The organism is Oceanobacillus luteolus (assembly GCF_023715655.1).
Taxonomy (GTDB): Bacteria; Bacillota; Bacilli; order Bacillales; family Amphibacillaceae; genus Oceanobacillus; species Oceanobacillus luteolus.
Genome location: NZ_JAMBON010000034.1, coordinates 1 through 17,139, shown reverse-complemented (window position 1 = coordinate 17,139; position 17,139 = coordinate 1). Strand labels below are relative to the sequence as shown.

Sequence of the window (17,139 nt, the reverse complement as noted above, 5' to 3'; positions counted from 1 at the left end):
TATGAAGAAGGTTTCGAAAGTATTCTACATAGCTATAGCAATTGTTGTATTTATGGTAATTTTGGGAGCTAGTTTCCCGAAGCAATTTGAAAGGATTACAAGTGATATCCAATCGCTTGTTTCTACTACATTTGGCTGGTATTACATGTTATTGATGTCAGCGTTAGTAATCATCGCAATCATGATTGCATTCAGCAGATTTGGAAAAATCCGCCTTGGAAAAGATTATGAGAAACCAGATTTTTCTACACCGACATGGATTGGAATGCTCTTTTCTGCTGGAATGGGGATCGGTCTTGTATTTTACGGAGCAGCGGAGCCGCTCTTCCACTATGTTGTCGATGCTCCAAATGCCGAAGTTGGAAGTGATGCAGCGTTTAAAGATGCACTCGCCTTTTCTTACTTTCATTGGGGTATTCATGTATGGGCGATGTATGGTGTTGTTGCGTTGGCACTTGCCTTTTTCCAATTCAGAAAAGGCGAACCTGGCTTGATTTCAGCAACTTTAAAACCACTCTTCGGAGATGCTATGAAAGGCCCGCTCGGAACAGTTATCGACGTCCTTGCAGTATTCGCGACGGTATTTGGTGTCGCAACTTCCCTTGGATTTGGAGCTGTACAAATTAATGGTGGACTGTCCCATTTATTTGGTATAGAGGTAGGTTTTCTCTCCCAATTAATCATTATTATTGTTGCTACATTTTTATTTATCATGTCTGCGTGGTCTGGGTTGAGTCGTGGGATAAAATACTTGTCGAATACAAATATTGTATTAGCCGTGATTTTATTGCTGATCATTCTTGCCGTCGGACCTAGCATTTTAATTATGAATATGTTCACAGAAACAATTGGGCTATACATTCAGAATTTGATCAGCATGAGCTTTAAGACAGCACCACTGGAAGGTGACAATCGCACCTGGTTGGATGGCTGGACAATTTTTTATTGGGCATGGTGGGTTTCTTGGGCTCCATTTGTCGGCATGTTTATTGCACGGGTGTCACGAGGGCGGACAATACGAGAATTCCTTCTCGGTGTCATGATTATACCAACTCTATTTATTTCCATTTGGTATGCAGCATTTGGAACGACTGCGGGAAATATTCAAAATAACGGTATCGACCTTTCAGGCTTTGCAACCGAACTCGTGTTGTTCAATATGTTTGACCAACTGCCGATGTCGACCTTCCTTTCCATACTTGCGATTATCTTAATCGCGTCGTTCTTCATCACGTCGGCAGACTCAGCAACGTTCGTACTTGGTATGCAAACAACGAGAGGGTCTCTCACTCCACCGAATATGGTAAAGATCGCTTGGGGATTTGCACAATCCGCCGTTGCCGTCATTCTTCTATATGTTGGAGGGTTAACTGCCCTGCAAAATACGATTATTATTGCGGCATTGCCATTTTCCTTTGTTATCATATTAATGGTAGTTGCACTGTTCAAGGCTTTACAAAAAGAAATTTAATGTGGTAACACACATGTAGACTAGGTCCATCAAGGATATCCTTGATGGACCTTTTTATGTTCAAGCTGCACAATCGAATGCTCGTGATTTTTTAAACTTAATAAGATATAATGGGAAAGGATTAGCTGCAAATCGTAACAATTTGATTATATGGGAGGCCTATCATGAAAATCACAGTAGCAGGAACAGGTTATGTCGGGTTAGCCAATGCTGTTCTGCTTGCTCAACATAATGAAGTAACTGCCTTAGATGTCATACAAGAAAAAGCGGATATGATTAATGCACGAAAATCACCAATCGGTGATGATATGATTGAAGAATTCTTCCGAACAAAAGAGTTGAATTTAACAGCGACGACAGATCCGGAACCCGCGCATAAAGATGCAGATTTTGTCATTATCTCCACTCCAACAAACTATGACCCTGATAAAAACTTTTTTGATACGAGTTCAGTTGAATCAGTGATTGAAGATGTCCTCGCGATTAACCCAGATGCCTTAATGATCATTAAATCCACGGTCCCAGTAGGGTATACGGAGAGTTTGAAAAAGAAATATAATACACAGAATATCATTTTCTCACCGGAATTTTTACGTGAAGGTAAAGCGCTCTATGATAACCTTCATCCATCTAGAATCGTACTCGGTGAACAATCCGAACGAGCTAAGACATTTGCCGATTTACTGATCCAAGGTGCCGTTAAAGAGGATATTCCTGTATTATATACGGAATCGACCGAAGCTGAAGCGATTAAATTATTTGCCAATACATATTTAGCAATGCGAGTTTCTTTCTTCAACGAACTGGACAGCTATGCTGAAATCAATGGATTAAATGCTCAGCAGATTATTGAAGGTGTAGGTTTAGACCCGCGAATCGGCACACATTACAATAACCCTTCCTTTGGTTATGGCGGGTACTGTCTGCCTAAAGATACGAAACAGTTGCTTGCTCATTTTGAGGGTATTCCAAACAATATGATTAAAGCTATCGTTGCCTCAAATGCAACAAGAAAAGATCATGTGTCACAAATGATTCTAGACCGAAATCCAAAGATAGTCGGTATCTATCGTCTCACGATGAAATCAGGATCAGACAACTTCCGTCAATCTGCCATCCAAGGAGTCATTGAAAGAATCATTGCTCGAGGCATTGAGGTTGTCATTTATGAGCCGACACTAGACAGTACAGAATTTGAAGGTATTAAGGTAGAAAATAATCTGGAGAAATTTAAAGAAATATCAGATGTCATTGTAGCTAACAGGCTTTCGGATGATATAAGGGATAGTAAAGAAAAGGTCTATACAAGGGATATATTTAGTAGAGATTAATCTAAGGAGAAGGTCCTTGACCCTCTCCTTCTTCATTTTATCCCATAATCTTCCAATTAATTTATTTTTCTAAATTATTCACCTTTTACTTTCATTATCTGCTAGATTATGGCATATTACTTAAATAAAGGTCTTACGTTTATTAAAAGATTATAGGGGGGAATATGATGAGAGCTTTAACAAGTTTATTTGATCGGCTTGTCCAGCGGTACCTGCCAGATGCATTTTTATTTGCTATTATTCTAACAATCCTAGTATATGTATTAGGAGTCTCATTCACTGATAGTGGTCCAATTGAAATGGTTTCTTTTTGGGGAAATGGATTTTGGGACTTGCTTGCATTCGGTATGCAGATGTCCCTCGTAGTAGTCACTGGTTATATTTTAGCGAATACACCTATTGTAAAAAAAGCTCTTAAAAGCCTGAGCTCCTTGGCAAAAACTCCAGCTCAAGCTGTTATTCTAGTTACTTTTGTTGCACTAATAGCATGTTTGATCAACTATGGGTTTGGATTAGTCGTCGGCGCCTTATTCGCCGTACATGTTGCGAGAAGAGTGCCAACCGTGGATTTTCGTGTTTTGATTGCGAGTGCTTATAGTGGAATGCTCGTATGGCATGGTGGATTTTCGGGCTCCGTTCCCTTGACGATCGCTACTCCTGGACACTTTCTTGAGGATTTAATGGGACAAGTTCCTGTAGTAGAGACTCTTTTTAGTCCAGCAAATATTTTTATCGTACTTACAATGGTTATTACGCTACCAATATTTAACCGCTATTTATTAAAAGGAGCAACTTCATCTCATTCAGCAAGTCATATTCCGGAAGACGATGAACAGGATGAAGAGCCTGTAGTGAAGGCTACCACTCCAGCAGAAAAACTGGAGAACAGCCAAATCATATCTATAGTAATCGGTGGTCTTGGTCTAATCTATATTATTTATCACTTTGCTACCAATGGCTTTGATTTGAATATTAACATTGTTAACTTTATATTCTTGTTTTTAGGAATATTATTACATCGAACTCCAAAGCGTTTTCTCGATACCGTTTCCAATGGTGTGAAAAATGCTGGTGGAATCATTATTCAATTCCCGTTTTATGCTGGAATTATGGGTATGATGACAACATCGGGATTATCAGAGCAAATCTCTCATTGGTTTATATCTTTTGCAACAGATTTTACGTTGCCAATTATTACGTTTATCAGTGCAGGGCTAGTTAATATTTTTGTACCATCAGGCGGTGGTCAATGGGCAGTACAAGGTCCCATAATGATTCAGGCTGCAATGGAATTAGGTGCAGACCTACCAAAAACTGCAATGGCAGTCGCTTGGGGAGATGCATGGACAAATATGATCCAACCGTTTTGGGCACTACCAGTCCTAGCTATTGCTGGACTTAAGATCCGTGATATCATGGGATTCTGTGTAATGATTCTATTTTTCAGCTTCATTCCCATCGCAATTGGATTATTGTTATTTTAAATACAGAAAGGGTCAACCAAGACTTTGGTTGGCCCTTTCTTACTTTTGATCGAATCCCTGTCACCCTTTGTTCTGTTTCTTAAAGATGAGAGCTGGTTATGGTAGTCAATGTTACCTCTAGAGGCTCTTTTCTTGACGATGAAGGCACGTGAGATATCCTCACGTTACCTCTTGAACCATTTTTCTTTTCGTCGAGGGTATGTGAGATGTTCTCACGTTACTTCTTGAGCCATTTTCTTCTCGTCGAGGGTATGTGAGATGTTCTTACGTTACTTCTTGAGCCATTTTCTTCTCGTCGAGGGCATGTGAGAAACTCTAACGTTACTTCTTAAACCGTTTTCTTGACCCCAAGGCCATATGAGATGACCACTTCTAGCCTTCTGTTAAAAAATCGTTAAAAATTCATTCTGAAACTGGGTCAGATTTTTTAGTTACCATTTCCTCTTCGATAATCTCGAATCCTTCAATCACCGTGTTTTCTTCCAATTCGATTACGAGACATAGTTTTCCGTCCAAGCGCATTTGGCGGAGATATCGAAGTTCGCTTGGGCTGACCTTCAAATCAGCAACTTTTGTTTGGATTTTGATAGACTTTGAATTATATTTTGGTACAACATTATTCGCCTTCAGTTCGAATGTCTCGTCATCGGTAACTCGTTTAAATGCCGCTTCTATCACTTCTGTTTCAACATCTTCTATTCCGCTGCTTTTTAGTACCGTCTCTACATCCTTGTAGTCTAGCTTTGGTGTATCCTTCGGGTCTGTCTCTTCTATAACGCGCTGAACTTCTTCATAGACATTAGCGAGAGTTGAAGTTGTAATCTGATCACCTGCAACATCCTTAACGATTTCCTCGAATACAAACTTATCTTCTTCCGCGGTGAAAAGTTCTTCTGCATTTAATACCTCTTCAATAAAGGCAAAATCAATTTCCTTGGATTTCCCAATAGAATATAAAATATGGTTTACATCTGACTCCCCTTCAGAGAAACAAGGGAATAGGAATCCGCCTATCGGAGCATTCAGATCGATGATTGGGTCAACGACAATATTGTATTTGAATTCTTTTTCCACATAATCAAATAGCAATTCCTTCTTCGGATCTTGGGTTGTATTTATCGTACACATGATGAAAGAATGGGAAAATACTTTATCACGTTCATGATCTTCTGTTTCTTCACTGATCGGCTTTACAGTTTTTAAATATTCCCCGTTCACAAATGTCAGAACAATATCTTGTTCATATTGTTTTACTTGAAGCATTTTTTCTACGACCTTGAGCATTTGATCCTTCCAAGTTTCTGTATCGTTTGTGAGCAATCCTTGATGAAGGATTAGCTGTGTGCTATTTTCTACTTCTTTAGCAAATTTCAATTCAAATAGTTTACGGTCGAGCTGTCCAGCTAATACTTTTTTAAAGTTGTCCATGAAAAGTTCTTGCTGCTCTCTATCTAGCATCTCAAACGGGGTACTCTCTTGATGATAAATCTCACTAGATTCTTTCATAATATATACATTAAAAACTTCATTAAGCTTTAAAAGATCATTTTCCAACTTTAATTGTCTGCGGAAACTTGCAATATCCTTTTTATTCACGTAAACACTCCTTATATCTTTGCAACTAATGATATCTATTATACTACAAAAAAGAGACGATAAGGCAGTCCCTTTTCGTCTCTTCAAATCATAGTTCATTTTAACCAGTGTAATAGATTGTAATAGATTTGGCTCTTTTTCAAGTAAAAAAGTCAACCAAGGATGAACCTTGATTGACTTCCATCTCTTCAGTGAATTTACTCCAATCCACCAATCGAAATATATTTAGTTTCAAGATACGGTTCAATACCTTCCAATCCGCCTTCTCTTCCAATCCCACTCTCCTTCATCCCTCCAAAAGGAGCATGAGCGGCAGATGGAGCACCATCATTCCAGCCGACAACACCAAAATTGAGATTCTCATGCAGGTATGTACCTGTCCGATAATCATTGGTAAAGAAATATGCCGCTAATCCGAACGGAGTATTATTCGCAATATCCACTGCTTCTTCAATCGTCTCGAAAGCAGTAATTGGCAATACTGGACCAAATGTCTCTTCTTGCATGATCACCATTTCATTCGTGACATGATTAAGCACCGTCGGATGGACGAAATAATAACCTTTTTCATCATTTTCATCAAATGTATTACCTACCAATACATCAGCGCCCTTTTCAACCGCATCATCGATTTGACTTACCACCTTCTCAAATCCACCTTTATTAATAACAGGGCCAACTTGTGTACCTTCCTCTAAGCCATTTCCTACTTTTAACTTTTGCACCTCTTGGACGAGTTTTTCTGCAAATTCATCTACAACTTCCTTTGCAACAAGGACACGATTGGCACAGATACAAGTCTGACCCGCATTTCGGAATTTTGAAGCAATCGTTTGACTGACAGCAATATCCAGGTCCGCATCTTTTGCTACAATGAGTGGAGCATGTCCGCCTAACTCCATAGATACATGTTGGACGGAATCTGCACTCTGTTTAATCAACTGCTTACCAACCGGGGTTGAACCTGTAAATGTTATTTTTCTTATTTGTGGGGTGTTCGTAAAAATCTCCCCGATTGTTCCACCTGATCCATTCACATACTGCACTGCATCTTCTGGAATGCCAGCTTCATGCGCCAACTCAATTAATTTCATTGTTGTCAGTGGCGTTTCGCTTGCTGGTTTCACGATAAATGTACAACCTGCCGCAAGAGCTGGAGCAGCCTTTCTAGTCATCATTGCTGCCGGGAAATTCCAAGGTGTAATGGCAGCAACAACTCCAACCGGCTGACGAGTCACGAGGATACGCTTAGATTCTGTATGAGCCGGAATCGTTCTGCCATAAATCCGTTTCGCTTCCTCAGCAAACCAATCAATATAGCTTGTTGCATAATCCACTTCCCCAAGAGATTCTTGTAACGGTTTTCCGCTTTCCAGAGTCATGACCTTAGCAATCGACTTTTTATGCTCTTGAATAAGATTGGACCATTCTTTCAGTAATCTAGCTCGCTCATGTGCATTGATTTTCTTCCACTTTTGAAATCCTTGTGTCACTTTTTCTATTTTCGATTTTATTTCCTGTTCTGTATCTGGTGTAACTTCTTCAACGAGTTCCCCTGTAGCCGGATTTGTTACTTTAATAGTTTCTACCATAAAAACATCTCCCTTTTAAAGTGTTGAATAAGTTAAACTTCCATCAACGCTTATCTCTACCCGGTTCCCCTTCCGGATAAGCTTCCGTTTCCATTTGGTTCCCAATCCAAGTTTCACCATCTGCCCAATGCTCTTTTTTCCAAATCGGTACAATTTGCTTAATCCGCTCAATTACATATTCATTCGCTTCATAAGCTGCTTTCCGATGAGGTGAAGATACAGCGATACAAACCGCTGCTTCGGAGATTTCCAGTCGTCCAATTCGATGTGTGACTGCGACGATCGTATCTGGCCATTTTTCCTTTACTTCCTCACCAATTTCAGCAAGCATTTTTTCTGCCATTGGCACGTATGCTTGGTATTCCAAATAGATTGTTTTTCTACCGTGTGTCCACTCCCGCACAATGCCTAGGAAAGTTGTAATCGCTCCAGCCTCCCTGCGGATAACCTTTTGAATGACACGATCTACATCAATTGGTTCCTCCACAATTTCAAACATTTTCTCTGTCATAGGTTACACTCCTCTAAATCATTCAACCAGTCTTCCCAGGTAGATCCAGATTGTTCATCCAGCAGTATTGCCGTCACTTTTTCCCTTTGGTGATATCCTTTTTCTCCTCCCGGAAGCAATATTAATACATTAGCTTCCGCCAGCGAGGTGACGATATTCGGTTTATCCAATCCAACAGGATTTGCAACAACATTTCCTTCCTCAAAATGAAGTTTTCCTCGAACAAAACGATGGAACGGATTTGAATTCGCAAACTCTCCGCCTAGGGCCACCTGAATTTTTTGCAAAAATGGCTTGTCGGTATGATAATAACGAATCACTGGTCTTGCGAAGATTTCAAAGCCAACATAACAAGATGATGGATTTCCTGATAGTCCAAACAACAACTTTCCGTCCACTTCGGCTACCGTCGTTACGGATCCTGGACGCATACGTATTTTATTGAATAAAACATTCGCATTCAATTTCTCTAAAATAGCCGGAATATAATCATAATCACCAACAGAAACTCCCCCAGTTGTAAGGAGAATATCAACATTCTCCAATGCATCGACAATCTGCTGATAACACAGCTCAAAATCATCTGCAAATTGTCCTAAAGAAACCGGTGTTGCCCCTGCCCGTTCAATCTGACCAATTAGCATATACGCATTACTATCCCTAATTTTCCCCGGCTCTAATGGAGCATCTACCGGCAATAGTTCACTTCCCGTTGAAATGATTCCAACTCTCGGTTTCTTTGTTACTGGTACTTTTTTATAACCGAAAGTCGCGAGAACTGCCATAATACCGGGATTGATATACGTTCCCTTTTTAACGAGCACTTCCCCTTTTTTCGTATCTTCACCTTTTAAGGTAATATTCTCTAAGTGATCGAGTTTTCTAGTAATCTCAATAACAGTTTTACCTTCCCGTTTCCATTCGGTGACTTCCTCAAGCATGACGACTGCATCACAACCTGGTGGAATCTCGGCTCCTGTCATAATACGCACTGCTTCTTGATTTCCAACTTCTTTTCCAAACACACTGCCCGCGCCAATTTCAGCGACGACTTCAAGTTCGACAGGATTCTCCTGGGATGCTTTCTCTGTATCGACAGCCCTCACTGCAAAACCATCATACCTCGTCCGGTTAAATGGAGGGACCGGATGATCACTAATCAAATCTTCCGCAAGAAAATAGCCATGACTTTCTTCTAACGGAACATATATTTTTTCACCCTTTTTCGCGAACTCCATAACATGTTTAATTGCATCGTTCACTTCAATCGGGGTTCGTATTTCTACCATTTTTGCTCACCTTCCTAACCAACCAACTGATAATATATCTTTCTAGCTTCTTCCATTGAACTTGTACCATGAATGAATGCACGGCCATCAGAGAAAACAACAACTCGATAGTCACCATAATGGAGGGAGAGCAAAAATTTATTTACGTGGATAGATCCGAGTTTCTCCAGCCTGCTTGCCAGCTCTTCCAAAACGATGTGGCGGTTTGCTCGTATTTGTACCGTGTTTCTTCCGCAAAGCACTTCTGTTTTCGTTCGGGTGTCGTAACTCAAGGCCGGATAACTTGGATCTACACCACAACTCGGACAAGAAGCTTTTTTGGCACGATCCACTTTAATCATCTGGTATTGATTCGTCCATAAATCAAACATGACTAGTTTTGTTCTTAACGAATTTACATCCCCAACAAGCAACTTCAATGCTTCTGCCGTCTGATGTGCGACAACCATTTGCACAGCTGGTGCGATAATTCCGACCGAATCACAAGTCGCACCAGATAAAGTCGTCGTATCTAAAATGCATGCAAGACAAGGGGTCTCACCAGGTAAGATAGTATAGCTCATACCTGTACTCCCGACACAAGAGCCAAAAATCCAAGGAAGCTTGTGTTTATGAATCAAGTCATTCATAACGAATCGAATATCAAAATTATCCGTTGCGTCGATGACGAGGTCCACATCTTTAAGGTATGGAGCAAGCTCTTCTCCGGTCACATCTAAAATTAGTGCATTAACCTCAATTTCAGGGTTGACTGCTTCTAATTTTTCTTTTGCCGCAATGACTTTTGGAACTTGATTTTCCGCGTCTTTGTCTGTAAATAATTGCTGACGTTGCAAATTACTCCGTTCCACATAATCACGATCAATGATTGTCAGCTTACCAACACCGGCCCGTGCAAGATTAGCCGCATTGGCCGTACCAAGTGCGCCGCAGCCAAGAATCATGACATGACTTTCACTAATCTTTTTCTGGCCCGTCTTTCCGATTGGCTTAAATAATGCTTGCCGTGAATATCGTTCTTTCATCACAATACGATCCTTTCGTTCCTGCTGATTATTCTTAACCACCAATATAGGACATTTCAATTTTTTTCTTATTTTTTGCTGTAAGTTCTGTACGCTCATCAGAGTAACGGTCCGTTCGCTTACTCCAAATCGAGGCTATCGTTTGTTTGATTATTTCATCATCAGATTCAGAGCGGACAAGCTTTTTCAAGTCATATCCCCCTGAAGCAAATAAACAAGTATATATCTTTCCATCTGCAGAAATCCGCGCTCGTGTACAAGTTGAACAAAATGATTCCGAGACGGAAGTAATAAATCCGACCTCAGTATTTGTCCCTTTATACCGGTAACGTTTGGCCACTTCACCCAAATAATCCGGATCAACTGGTTCTAATTCAAAATGCTCACTGAGTTGATTAAAGATTTCCTTTTTCGTTACAACTTTACTGAAATCCCAACCATTCGTTGTCCCCACGTCCATGAATTCGATAAACCGTAATGTAATCCCTTTTCCCTTAAAAAACTTCGCCATTGGGATGATTTCTTGTTCATTTATCCCTTTTTTTACGACCATGTTCACTTTTACTTCTAAACCGACTTCGAGTGCTTTATCAATCCCTTTTAACACCCGTTCCGTGCGTACTCCACTATCATTTATGGATAGGAAAGTTTCGTCATCGAGAGCATCGAGACTGACATTGATCCGTTTCAACCCTGCATCTTTAATGGCTTCGGCTTTATTTGGCAGTAAGGAAGCGTTCGTCGTAAGTGCAATATCATCAAGTCCCTCGATTACACTTAGTTTTTCGATAAGTTGTGGTAAATCTCTCCGTAGCAGTGGTTCTCCGCCCGTTAAGCGGATTTTATTCACACCAAGAGCAACAAAAGCAGTTGCTATCCGGACAATTTCTTCACTTGATAACAGATGGTCTTTAGGCAAAAATTCATAATCCGGCCCGAAAATTTCTCTTGGCATGCAATACGTACAGCGAAAATTACACCGATCGGTAACTGAAATCCGCAAATCTTGGAGCGGCCTGCCAAACTTATCTGTGATTATTGTCATCGTTACCCACTCCCCTCAATTGAATTAACTAATTCTATTATAATCCTTATGCCTGTCAATATCGAATAGTTTGAATTTTTTAGAGATAAAATATGTAAGTTCGTTAAATAAGAAAAAGGACAAGAATATTGCCCTTTTACTCATCTATCATTCCTATTCCGTTAGATAGTAACTGTATGATACGGTCAACCTCTATTTCTTCATCCTCCCAAGCGCTTTCCGGAAAAAGTACATACCTCGAAAGAATATAGCTGAAAATTGATGAACCGACCATGCGAATGATTGCATCCGGATGTCCTGGGATAATTTGCCCTTTTTCTTGATAATAACGAATGACTCCACGCAACTTTTCAAAGATATCCTTCCCAATATGTTCCACTGCCTGATTTTTGAGTTCCTCATGAAATGGTAACTCTTGGACGACAATACGGAGAAATAAAATATTATCCGTAATAAAATTTATACGGTTCGCAATCATAGCTCGAAGGAAGTCTTCATAATGGTCGAATTCAGCATCCAATACATTATAAAGATCTTTTTTTATATATGGTCCAATTATTTTTATCATTACCGGAGAAACAACCGTTAATAGTAAATCCTTTTTAGACTTATAATGTCGAAAAATGGTACCCTCGGCCACACCTGCTTTTTTCGCAATTTCACTAGTTGAAGTTGCTGCGTACCCCTTTTCAGCAAACAACTCAGTAGCTGCAGTCAATATACCTTTTTGTTTTTCCGTTAAATTATCAGCATCATTAAACACAGGCATCTCCTCGTATTCATAAGTGTTTATTCTTATGATAAGCTATCTTATTCATGAATTGCAATTTATACAGGAACTAGATTTTCCTGTATTTCCGTAAAGAAAGGATGTTTAGAAAGAAAAATAGACATGAAAAACCTATCATCACTACAAGCTCGTTATAAATCTCCGATAAACCATAGCCACGTACCATGACATCTCTTAGTGCTTCGGCTGCATAATAAAGTGGTGTTAATGGACCAATCCAACTTAGCCAATCCGAAATGGTTTCCAAGTGAAACAAACCAGAGAAAAATAATTGTGGAATAACAACCAATGGAATGAATTGAATCATTTGCAGTTCATTATTTGCAAAGGATGAGATAAGGATTCCTAATGTAAGTGCTGTAAGTGCCAGTGCTAAAATAATCATTAACAAATGGAAAAAGGAACCTTCCATCATCATATCAAGGACAAAGATTGCGTATGCTGCAATTAGCGTAGACTGTAGAAGCGTGATCGTTCCAAAACCTATCGTATAACCAGTTACAAGTTCCCATTTGCGGATTGGTGTGGATAGGAGACGCTCCAATGTCCCAGTTGTTCTTTCGCGAATGAAAGATACTCCTGCAATAATAAAAACGAAAAAGAACACAAAAAAACCTAGTAAAACCGGTCCAAAGTAATCAAATTGCCCCATATCGTTCGCTCCGTGCAAAAAGTGAACCGATAAATCCTCTTGCGAATTTTTCTGTAGGGGAGCAAAGGTAGAGTGTATCCAACGAATTACTTCACCATTTACCATTGGATCACTGCCTTCAAGATATGCGCTCGGTTTATTGCCTGTAAAAGTTATATAGCCATCAATTAACTGTTTCTCCAAATCCTTTTCTGCCGATCCCTCCTCTGTGTAATAAGTCACTTCAGCACCAGTATCGAGATTATCAGAAATCATGTCAGGAACGTCTACCATTCCTATTTTGGGTGTATAATCATCACCATTGAAAATCAGATGCAGCATCGTTAAAACTAAAATAGGTGCAAAAATTAATAATCCGATAGTCCGCTTATCCCGAAAGATTTGTTGTAAAATACGTGTAACTACAGCTTTTACTCTCATATCCCCTCACCTCCATAAACTAAAAATGCATCTTCTATAGAGTCTGTGTTTGTGTTTTCCTTTAATTGCTGGGGAGTTCCTTCAGCTATTAATTCTCCACTACGAATTAGTCCAAGTCGATGACATTTCTCTGCCTCTCCCATGACATGTGTCGTAACAATAATCGTCGTTCCATGTTTATTTAGATTCTCAAATGCATCCCAGATTTTTTTACGTAAGACCGGGTCAATTCCGACAGTAGGTTCGTCAAGGATAAGTAATTCAGGTTCATGGAGTAAGGCAATAGCCAATGAGAGTCTACGTTTCATTCCACCAGAATATCCTGCGACAAGTTTTTGTGTGTGATTTTGTAGATCAACAAGTTCCATCACTGCTTGAATTCGGTTATTTTTTCTTTTCCCTTTAATCCAAAGAGACTCGCAAAAAATTGCAGGTTTTCCTTAGCAGATAAATCTTCATATAAAGCATCCGATTGCGCCATATAGCCAATTCTATTAATTACGTTTAAATTCGGCATTTTGGTTCCTAAAACCATATTTTCACCAGTCGTTGGAGTATCTAATCCTGCTAACTCCTTTACGAGTGTAGTTTTGCCTGCTCCAGACGGTCCCAATAGACCGAAAATCTCTCCTTTCTTAATATCTAAATTGATATTGAAAAGTACTTGCTGTTTTCCAAATTTCTTAGATACATTCCTTATAGATACACAGTATTCCTCCACCCTTTGTACCCCCTTATTTAAAGTGAGTGATTACTCACTTTAAATATACTTGACGTTGTTCCATTTGTAAAGTGAGTAATCACTCATTTAAGTTGCAATACAAAATAGGGTGCGCATAAAAAAGTGGATCAATCAGGAACTTCCCCTGACTGCTCCACTTCCGTTTAGTTGCTTATAATGTATTTTTCCCCTAATATCTCTTTTGTTTCATAGTTGCCTTGAGTTAATTCTTTGTCGAGGAATTCATTTACTTCTGCCTGCTCCAAATTATACATTACTTCAATCTCTTTTGAGAACAACAATTTTTCCTTAGCAAGTAAATCCTCCAATTTGGGTTGTTCCTTTGGTTCAGGTTCTTCTCCTAATACTTGTCTTAGCCCTGCGACATAGTAATCAAACGGACGACCTCCAACAATTTTGACTCCTTTATTTTCCTCATTTGCCATGATGATGGTTGGAAAACCACGCGCACCAAGACTGCGTGTGAGTGCAAAGTCTTCGTTTAAAAGAGTCATACCTTCCTCTTCATCTGCCTCAGTAACAATTGCTTCACCATCTAATCCCGTATTATTGACAATGTCCACTAGTACTGATTTCTCACCAATATTTTCGTTGAAAGCAAACAACGCTTCCCTTGCACGACGAAGATATTCGAATGCTTTTTCATCACCATGATGTTTCTGGACAATTTTAAAAACACGGGATGCCGGGAATGAAGATTGCACTGGATTATCAATCATAAGTGAACCATCAATCGGCATGCGTGAATGCTCTCCAACTTCTCTCCAGTGTGGCGCTACATCTGCCGGTCCATAAATACCATTCGCTGGGTCGATTGGTCCATCATGCCATTTCTCCAATAAACCACCCATTACGGTATTTACGTTGAAGTAATGACCATACTGTTCCATGAATCTCCGTAATGTCGGCTCGATAGCCCAGCAATGGGAACAAATCGGATCAGTCACATAATATAATTCAATTGTTTTCTTCGGTTCGTTCAAATCAATCAACTCCATTTCTGTGTCATCTGCAGGACCACATACCCCTGTTTCCATATCACAAATAAGATTGTTTCTATTTTCCATTTCTATCTTCCTCCCTAGACTATCATGAAGAAAATTCATTGTAATCAAAATTCTTCTCTTCATTTCTTAATGCTAGTATAATCAATAGCAGATACAGTAAACACCATTAGTTTTTCTAATCTGTTGGATATCCTACATATTTACAAAAGTGTTGGAAAAAGAGGGGGAGGACGAAATGAAACAAACCAGTACAGATCCAAGAATTTTACGAACGCGGCAGCTTATTATGGACTCCTTTGTAGAACTCTCATCGAAAAAAGAATTTAAAGACCTCACAATTAAAGATATAACAACCGCTGCACAGATCAATCGCTCTACTTTTTATTATCATTTTGAAGATATTTACGATTTATTGGACAAAGCTTTGACAGAGTCATTATTGGTGAACTTGAGTTATGAGGATTTTGTTGAGAGTGAAATTAATGAAGAAACATTGACTGCCATCTTTAAGGAGATAACTAACTTTCAACTTTCCTTATCCACACGTTGCCATCGTGGTTATGAAGAGACCATTGCTAGAATTATTAGGGATCAGCTGGAAGTGATATTCGCAAAGATGTTAAGTAATCAATTCCCAGAGAATGACAGTACCGGGCTCGAGCGGACTGCATCAATCCTTAGCTGGGGATTGTACGGAGCATCTGCAGATTGGCGAAAAGGCAATGCAGATGTGGAGCCAGAAACATTCATTAAACCAGCCATCCCTTACTTACTGCCATAAAAAAGTGAAACTTCATTCAGTGGGAATTGCTTTACCTACCCCACTGAATGTTATTTGAATAGAATCAGGGATAGATGGCGAAGTTTATTTTTAGGGAATTACAGATGTTGTTCCGTGATATATAGTATCAGGAGGAAAATTCTTATAGCCCTAGTTATTCACAGTTACTGCCTTTCCAAACGTCAGCTTTTCATAATGTTTATATAGAGAATGGAACTTTCCTGTATAACTTTTCAACCACGGCTTCTTCTTCCCGCAAAAGTGGATAATCGATGTCTCATTAATTACATAATCCATGCCGAATTCTCCTTTGCTGGCCAGTTTGTAATATTGATAAAACCTCGCATCATAATTATAGAGCACTTCCTCTATTTCTTTTATATCCTGGGAATAGAGCGCGTTTAGAATATCTTGGTCTGGTAGGACGAGCCGCTTCTTGTTCTCTTCCACAAAGTCGAAGATATCCTGTTCACTTATCCTCTTTCGTTGCTCTTCCAAATTCATCAAAAGTACACCAGAATTATAATAAGCCTCCATTTCATAAGCTTTTAAGCGGATTTTATTCAGTTCTTTTATTTTTGCGATATCGTGGTAAGCGGCGGCATAAAGGTAGTCTGTAAGGTCTGTATCATATAAACTCTTAATCTCATTGATGATAAGGATATCAGGGTCAAGGTAAAGGATGCGATCGAGGGTTTCTGGTAAAAACTTAAATGCCAACAGCCTGTAGTACATTTCCTTCGTATAATGTTTAACCACTGGTGCCTCCCGGAAATATTCATCTGTTATTTTAAGTTCGTGGAGGATATGGCCTTCACCTCTCACGCCATCTTGAAGCAGCAGTACTTCTTCCGATTTTAAAGATGAATGCATGAGATAGATAGAAAATTTTACATCAGGATTATTGAGAAACATCGATTTGAGCATGACCTGTAGCGGTCTAATATAATTGGAATCAAGTGTAACAAGTATGTTCAACTTCATACCAACTCCTCTATTTTGTGTTTCTATTATTATACCATCACTGCTAAAAAACTATGGCAAATAACGACAGCGAGAAATATATCGCAAGGGTTCTAACTCCTCTGGTTGAGACATAGGATATAAAAAAATAACAGTAGCCCTCTCCTTTATCGAAATCAATGAACCTAATTAATGAAAAAGACCTGCGGTGATATGTCAAGAGGTAAATAAATAATTGTTCAGTTATCAAGGTGCATTATCCTTAAAAAAGGCAACACTAAACTAACCCAGTAAAGTTATGCGAATTTACTGTAAATTATTGGAAGGATTTAGAAGCTAATCATGCTTCATGTATGTACGCTCCTTTCCGGCGTGTAAATTTGGTTTTTACGTAGTAGCGCATCCACCAAACGCACTAGTTTTCTTGCAGTTAAGACGAG

General features: G+C 39.3%; 14 protein-coding genes and 1 pseudogene. 4 read left to right on the top strand and 11 right to left on the bottom strand.

Annotation, left to right across the window (positions count from 1 at the left end):
* Nucleotide 1: 1 nt before the first annotated feature.
* The 3 genes from M3210_RS15690 to M3210_RS15680 all read left to right on the top strand — a co-directional run bounded on the left by M3210_RS15690 (nt 2) and on the right by M3210_RS15680 (nt 4,286).
* Nucleotides 2-1,471: a BCCT family transporter gene (locus M3210_RS15690; protein WP_251516261.1), complete on the top strand. Its 1,470-nt coding sequence runs from the start codon at nt 2-4 to the stop codon at nt 1,469-1,471.
* 164 nt (nt 1,472-1,635) lie between these two features.
* A complete protein-coding gene (locus tag M3210_RS15685; RefSeq protein WP_251516258.1) occupies nt 1,636-2,802 on the top strand; it encodes a nucleotide sugar dehydrogenase in 1,167 nt (388 codons plus the stop codon).
* 167 nt (nt 2,803-2,969) lie between these two features.
* Entirely contained in the window at nt 2,970-4,286 is a 1,317-nt protein-coding gene (locus M3210_RS15680; RefSeq protein ID WP_251516241.1) for a short-chain fatty acid transporter, read from the top strand.
* A gap of 402 nt (nt 4,287-4,688) precedes the next feature.
* Here the strand turns inward: M3210_RS15680 and M3210_RS15675 are convergent, their stop codons facing one another.
* The 10 genes and pseudogenes from M3210_RS15675 to M3210_RS15630 form a co-directional block, all read right to left on the bottom strand.
* Nucleotides 4,689-5,882, bottom strand: coding sequence for a DUF4317 domain-containing protein (locus M3210_RS15675; RefSeq protein WP_251516239.1), 1,194 nt, complete (start codon nt 5,880-5,882; stop codon nt 4,689-4,691).
* Between the two features lie 197 nt (nt 5,883-6,079).
* Nucleotides 6,080-7,474: an NAD-dependent succinate-semialdehyde dehydrogenase gene (locus M3210_RS15670; RefSeq protein ID WP_251516236.1), complete on the bottom strand. Its 1,395-nt coding sequence runs from the start codon at nt 7,472-7,474 to the stop codon at nt 6,080-6,082.
* Between the two features lie 43 nt (nt 7,475-7,517).
* Nucleotides 7,518-7,985: a molybdenum cofactor biosynthesis protein MoaE gene (locus M3210_RS15665; protein ID WP_251516233.1), complete on the bottom strand. Its 468-nt coding sequence runs from the start codon at nt 7,983-7,985 to the stop codon at nt 7,518-7,520.
* Nucleotides 7,982-9,274 (bottom strand): molybdopterin molybdotransferase MoeA, encoded by a 1,293-nt coding sequence (locus M3210_RS15660; protein WP_251516230.1) that lies wholly within the window; start codon nt 9,272-9,274, stop codon nt 7,982-7,984. The genes M3210_RS15665 and M3210_RS15660 overlap by 4 nt, the downstream gene beginning before the upstream one ends.
* 14 nt (nt 9,275-9,288) lie before the next feature.
* Nucleotides 9,289-10,299 (bottom strand): MoeB/ThiF family adenylyltransferase, encoded by a 1,011-nt coding sequence (locus tag M3210_RS15655; RefSeq protein WP_251516227.1) that lies wholly within the window; start codon nt 10,297-10,299, stop codon nt 9,289-9,291.
* A 34-nt stretch (nt 10,300-10,333) separates the two neighbouring features.
* The gene (gene moaA / locus M3210_RS15650; protein ID WP_251516224.1) at nt 10,334-11,344 is read right to left on the bottom strand and encodes a GTP 3',8-cyclase MoaA; all 1,011 of its coding nucleotides are present in this window, start codon (nt 11,342-11,344) and stop codon (nt 10,334-10,336) included.
* A 136-nt stretch (nt 11,345-11,480) separates the two neighbouring features.
* On the bottom strand, nt 11,481-12,107 hold the full coding sequence (locus M3210_RS15645) for a TetR/AcrR family transcriptional regulator (RefSeq protein ID WP_432806995.1): 627 nt from the start codon (nt 12,105-12,107) through the stop codon (nt 11,481-11,483).
* Nucleotides 12,108-12,183: 76 nt separating this feature from the next.
* A complete protein-coding gene (locus M3210_RS15640; RefSeq protein ID WP_251516218.1) occupies nt 12,184-13,206 on the bottom strand; it encodes an ABC transporter permease in 1,023 nt (340 codons plus the stop codon).
* A pseudogene (locus M3210_RS15635) lies at nt 13,203-13,927 on the bottom strand (ABC transporter ATP-binding protein). Before M3210_RS15635 ends, M3210_RS15640 begins: the two are co-directional and overlap by 4 nt.
* 164 nt (nt 13,928-14,091) lie before the next feature.
* The gene (locus M3210_RS15630; protein ID WP_251516215.1) at nt 14,092-15,015 is read right to left on the bottom strand and encodes a DsbA family oxidoreductase; all 924 of its coding nucleotides are present in this window, start codon (nt 15,013-15,015) and stop codon (nt 14,092-14,094) included.
* A gap of 175 nt (nt 15,016-15,190) precedes the next feature.
* Between M3210_RS15630 and M3210_RS15625 the strand changes: the two genes are divergently transcribed.
* The gene (locus tag M3210_RS15625; protein ID WP_251516212.1) at nt 15,191-15,736 is read left to right on the top strand and encodes a TetR/AcrR family transcriptional regulator; all 546 of its coding nucleotides are present in this window, start codon (nt 15,191-15,193) and stop codon (nt 15,734-15,736) included.
* A gap of 150 nt (nt 15,737-15,886) precedes the next feature.
* Here the strand turns inward: M3210_RS15625 and M3210_RS15620 are convergent, their stop codons facing one another.
* The gene (locus M3210_RS15620; RefSeq protein WP_251516209.1) at nt 15,887-16,720 is read right to left on the bottom strand and encodes a glycosyltransferase family 8 protein; all 834 of its coding nucleotides are present in this window, start codon (nt 16,718-16,720) and stop codon (nt 15,887-15,889) included.
* Nucleotides 16,721-17,139 lie beyond the last annotated feature (419 nt).

What these genes read in the sequence shown, in the direction of transcription:
- M3210_RS15690 (WP_251516261.1), top strand. Translation starts at nt 2, where the DNA reads ATGAAGAAGGTTTCGAAAGTATTCTACATAGCTATAGCAATTGTTGTA.
- M3210_RS15685 (WP_251516258.1), top strand. Translation starts at nt 1,636, where the DNA reads ATGAAAATCACAGTAGCAGGAACAGGTTATGTCGGGTTAGCCAATGCT.
- M3210_RS15680 (WP_251516241.1), top strand. Translation starts at nt 2,970, where the DNA reads ATGAGAGCTTTAACAAGTTTATTTGATCGGCTTGTCCAGCGGTACCTG.
- M3210_RS15670 (WP_251516236.1), bottom strand. Translation starts at nt 7,474, where the DNA reads ATGGTAGAAACTATTAAAGTAACAAATCCGGCTACAGGGGAACTCGTT.
- M3210_RS15665 (WP_251516233.1), bottom strand. Translation starts at nt 7,985, where the DNA reads ATGACAGAGAAAATGTTTGAAATTGTGGAGGAACCAATTGATGTAGAT.
- M3210_RS15660 (WP_251516230.1), bottom strand. Translation starts at nt 9,274, where the DNA reads ATGGTAGAAATACGAACCCCGATTGAAGTGAACGATGCAATTAAACAT.
- M3210_RS15655 (WP_251516227.1), bottom strand. Translation starts at nt 10,299, where the DNA reads ATGAAAGAACGATATTCACGGCAAGCATTATTTAAGCCAATCGGAAAG.
- moaA (WP_251516224.1), bottom strand. Translation starts at nt 11,344, where the DNA reads ATGACAATAATCACAGATAAGTTTGGCAGGCCGCTCCAAGATTTGCGG.
- M3210_RS15640 (WP_251516218.1), bottom strand. Translation starts at nt 13,206, where the DNA reads ATGAGAGTAAAAGCTGTAGTTACACGTATTTTACAACAAATCTTTCGG.
- M3210_RS15630 (WP_251516215.1), bottom strand. Translation starts at nt 15,015, where the DNA reads ATGGAAAATAGAAACAATCTTATTTGTGATATGGAAACAGGGGTATGT.
- M3210_RS15625 (WP_251516212.1), top strand. Translation starts at nt 15,191, where the DNA reads ATGAAACAAACCAGTACAGATCCAAGAATTTTACGAACGCGGCAGCTT.
- M3210_RS15620 (WP_251516209.1), bottom strand. Translation starts at nt 16,720, where the DNA reads ATGAAGTTGAACATACTTGTTACACTTGATTCCAATTATATTAGACCG.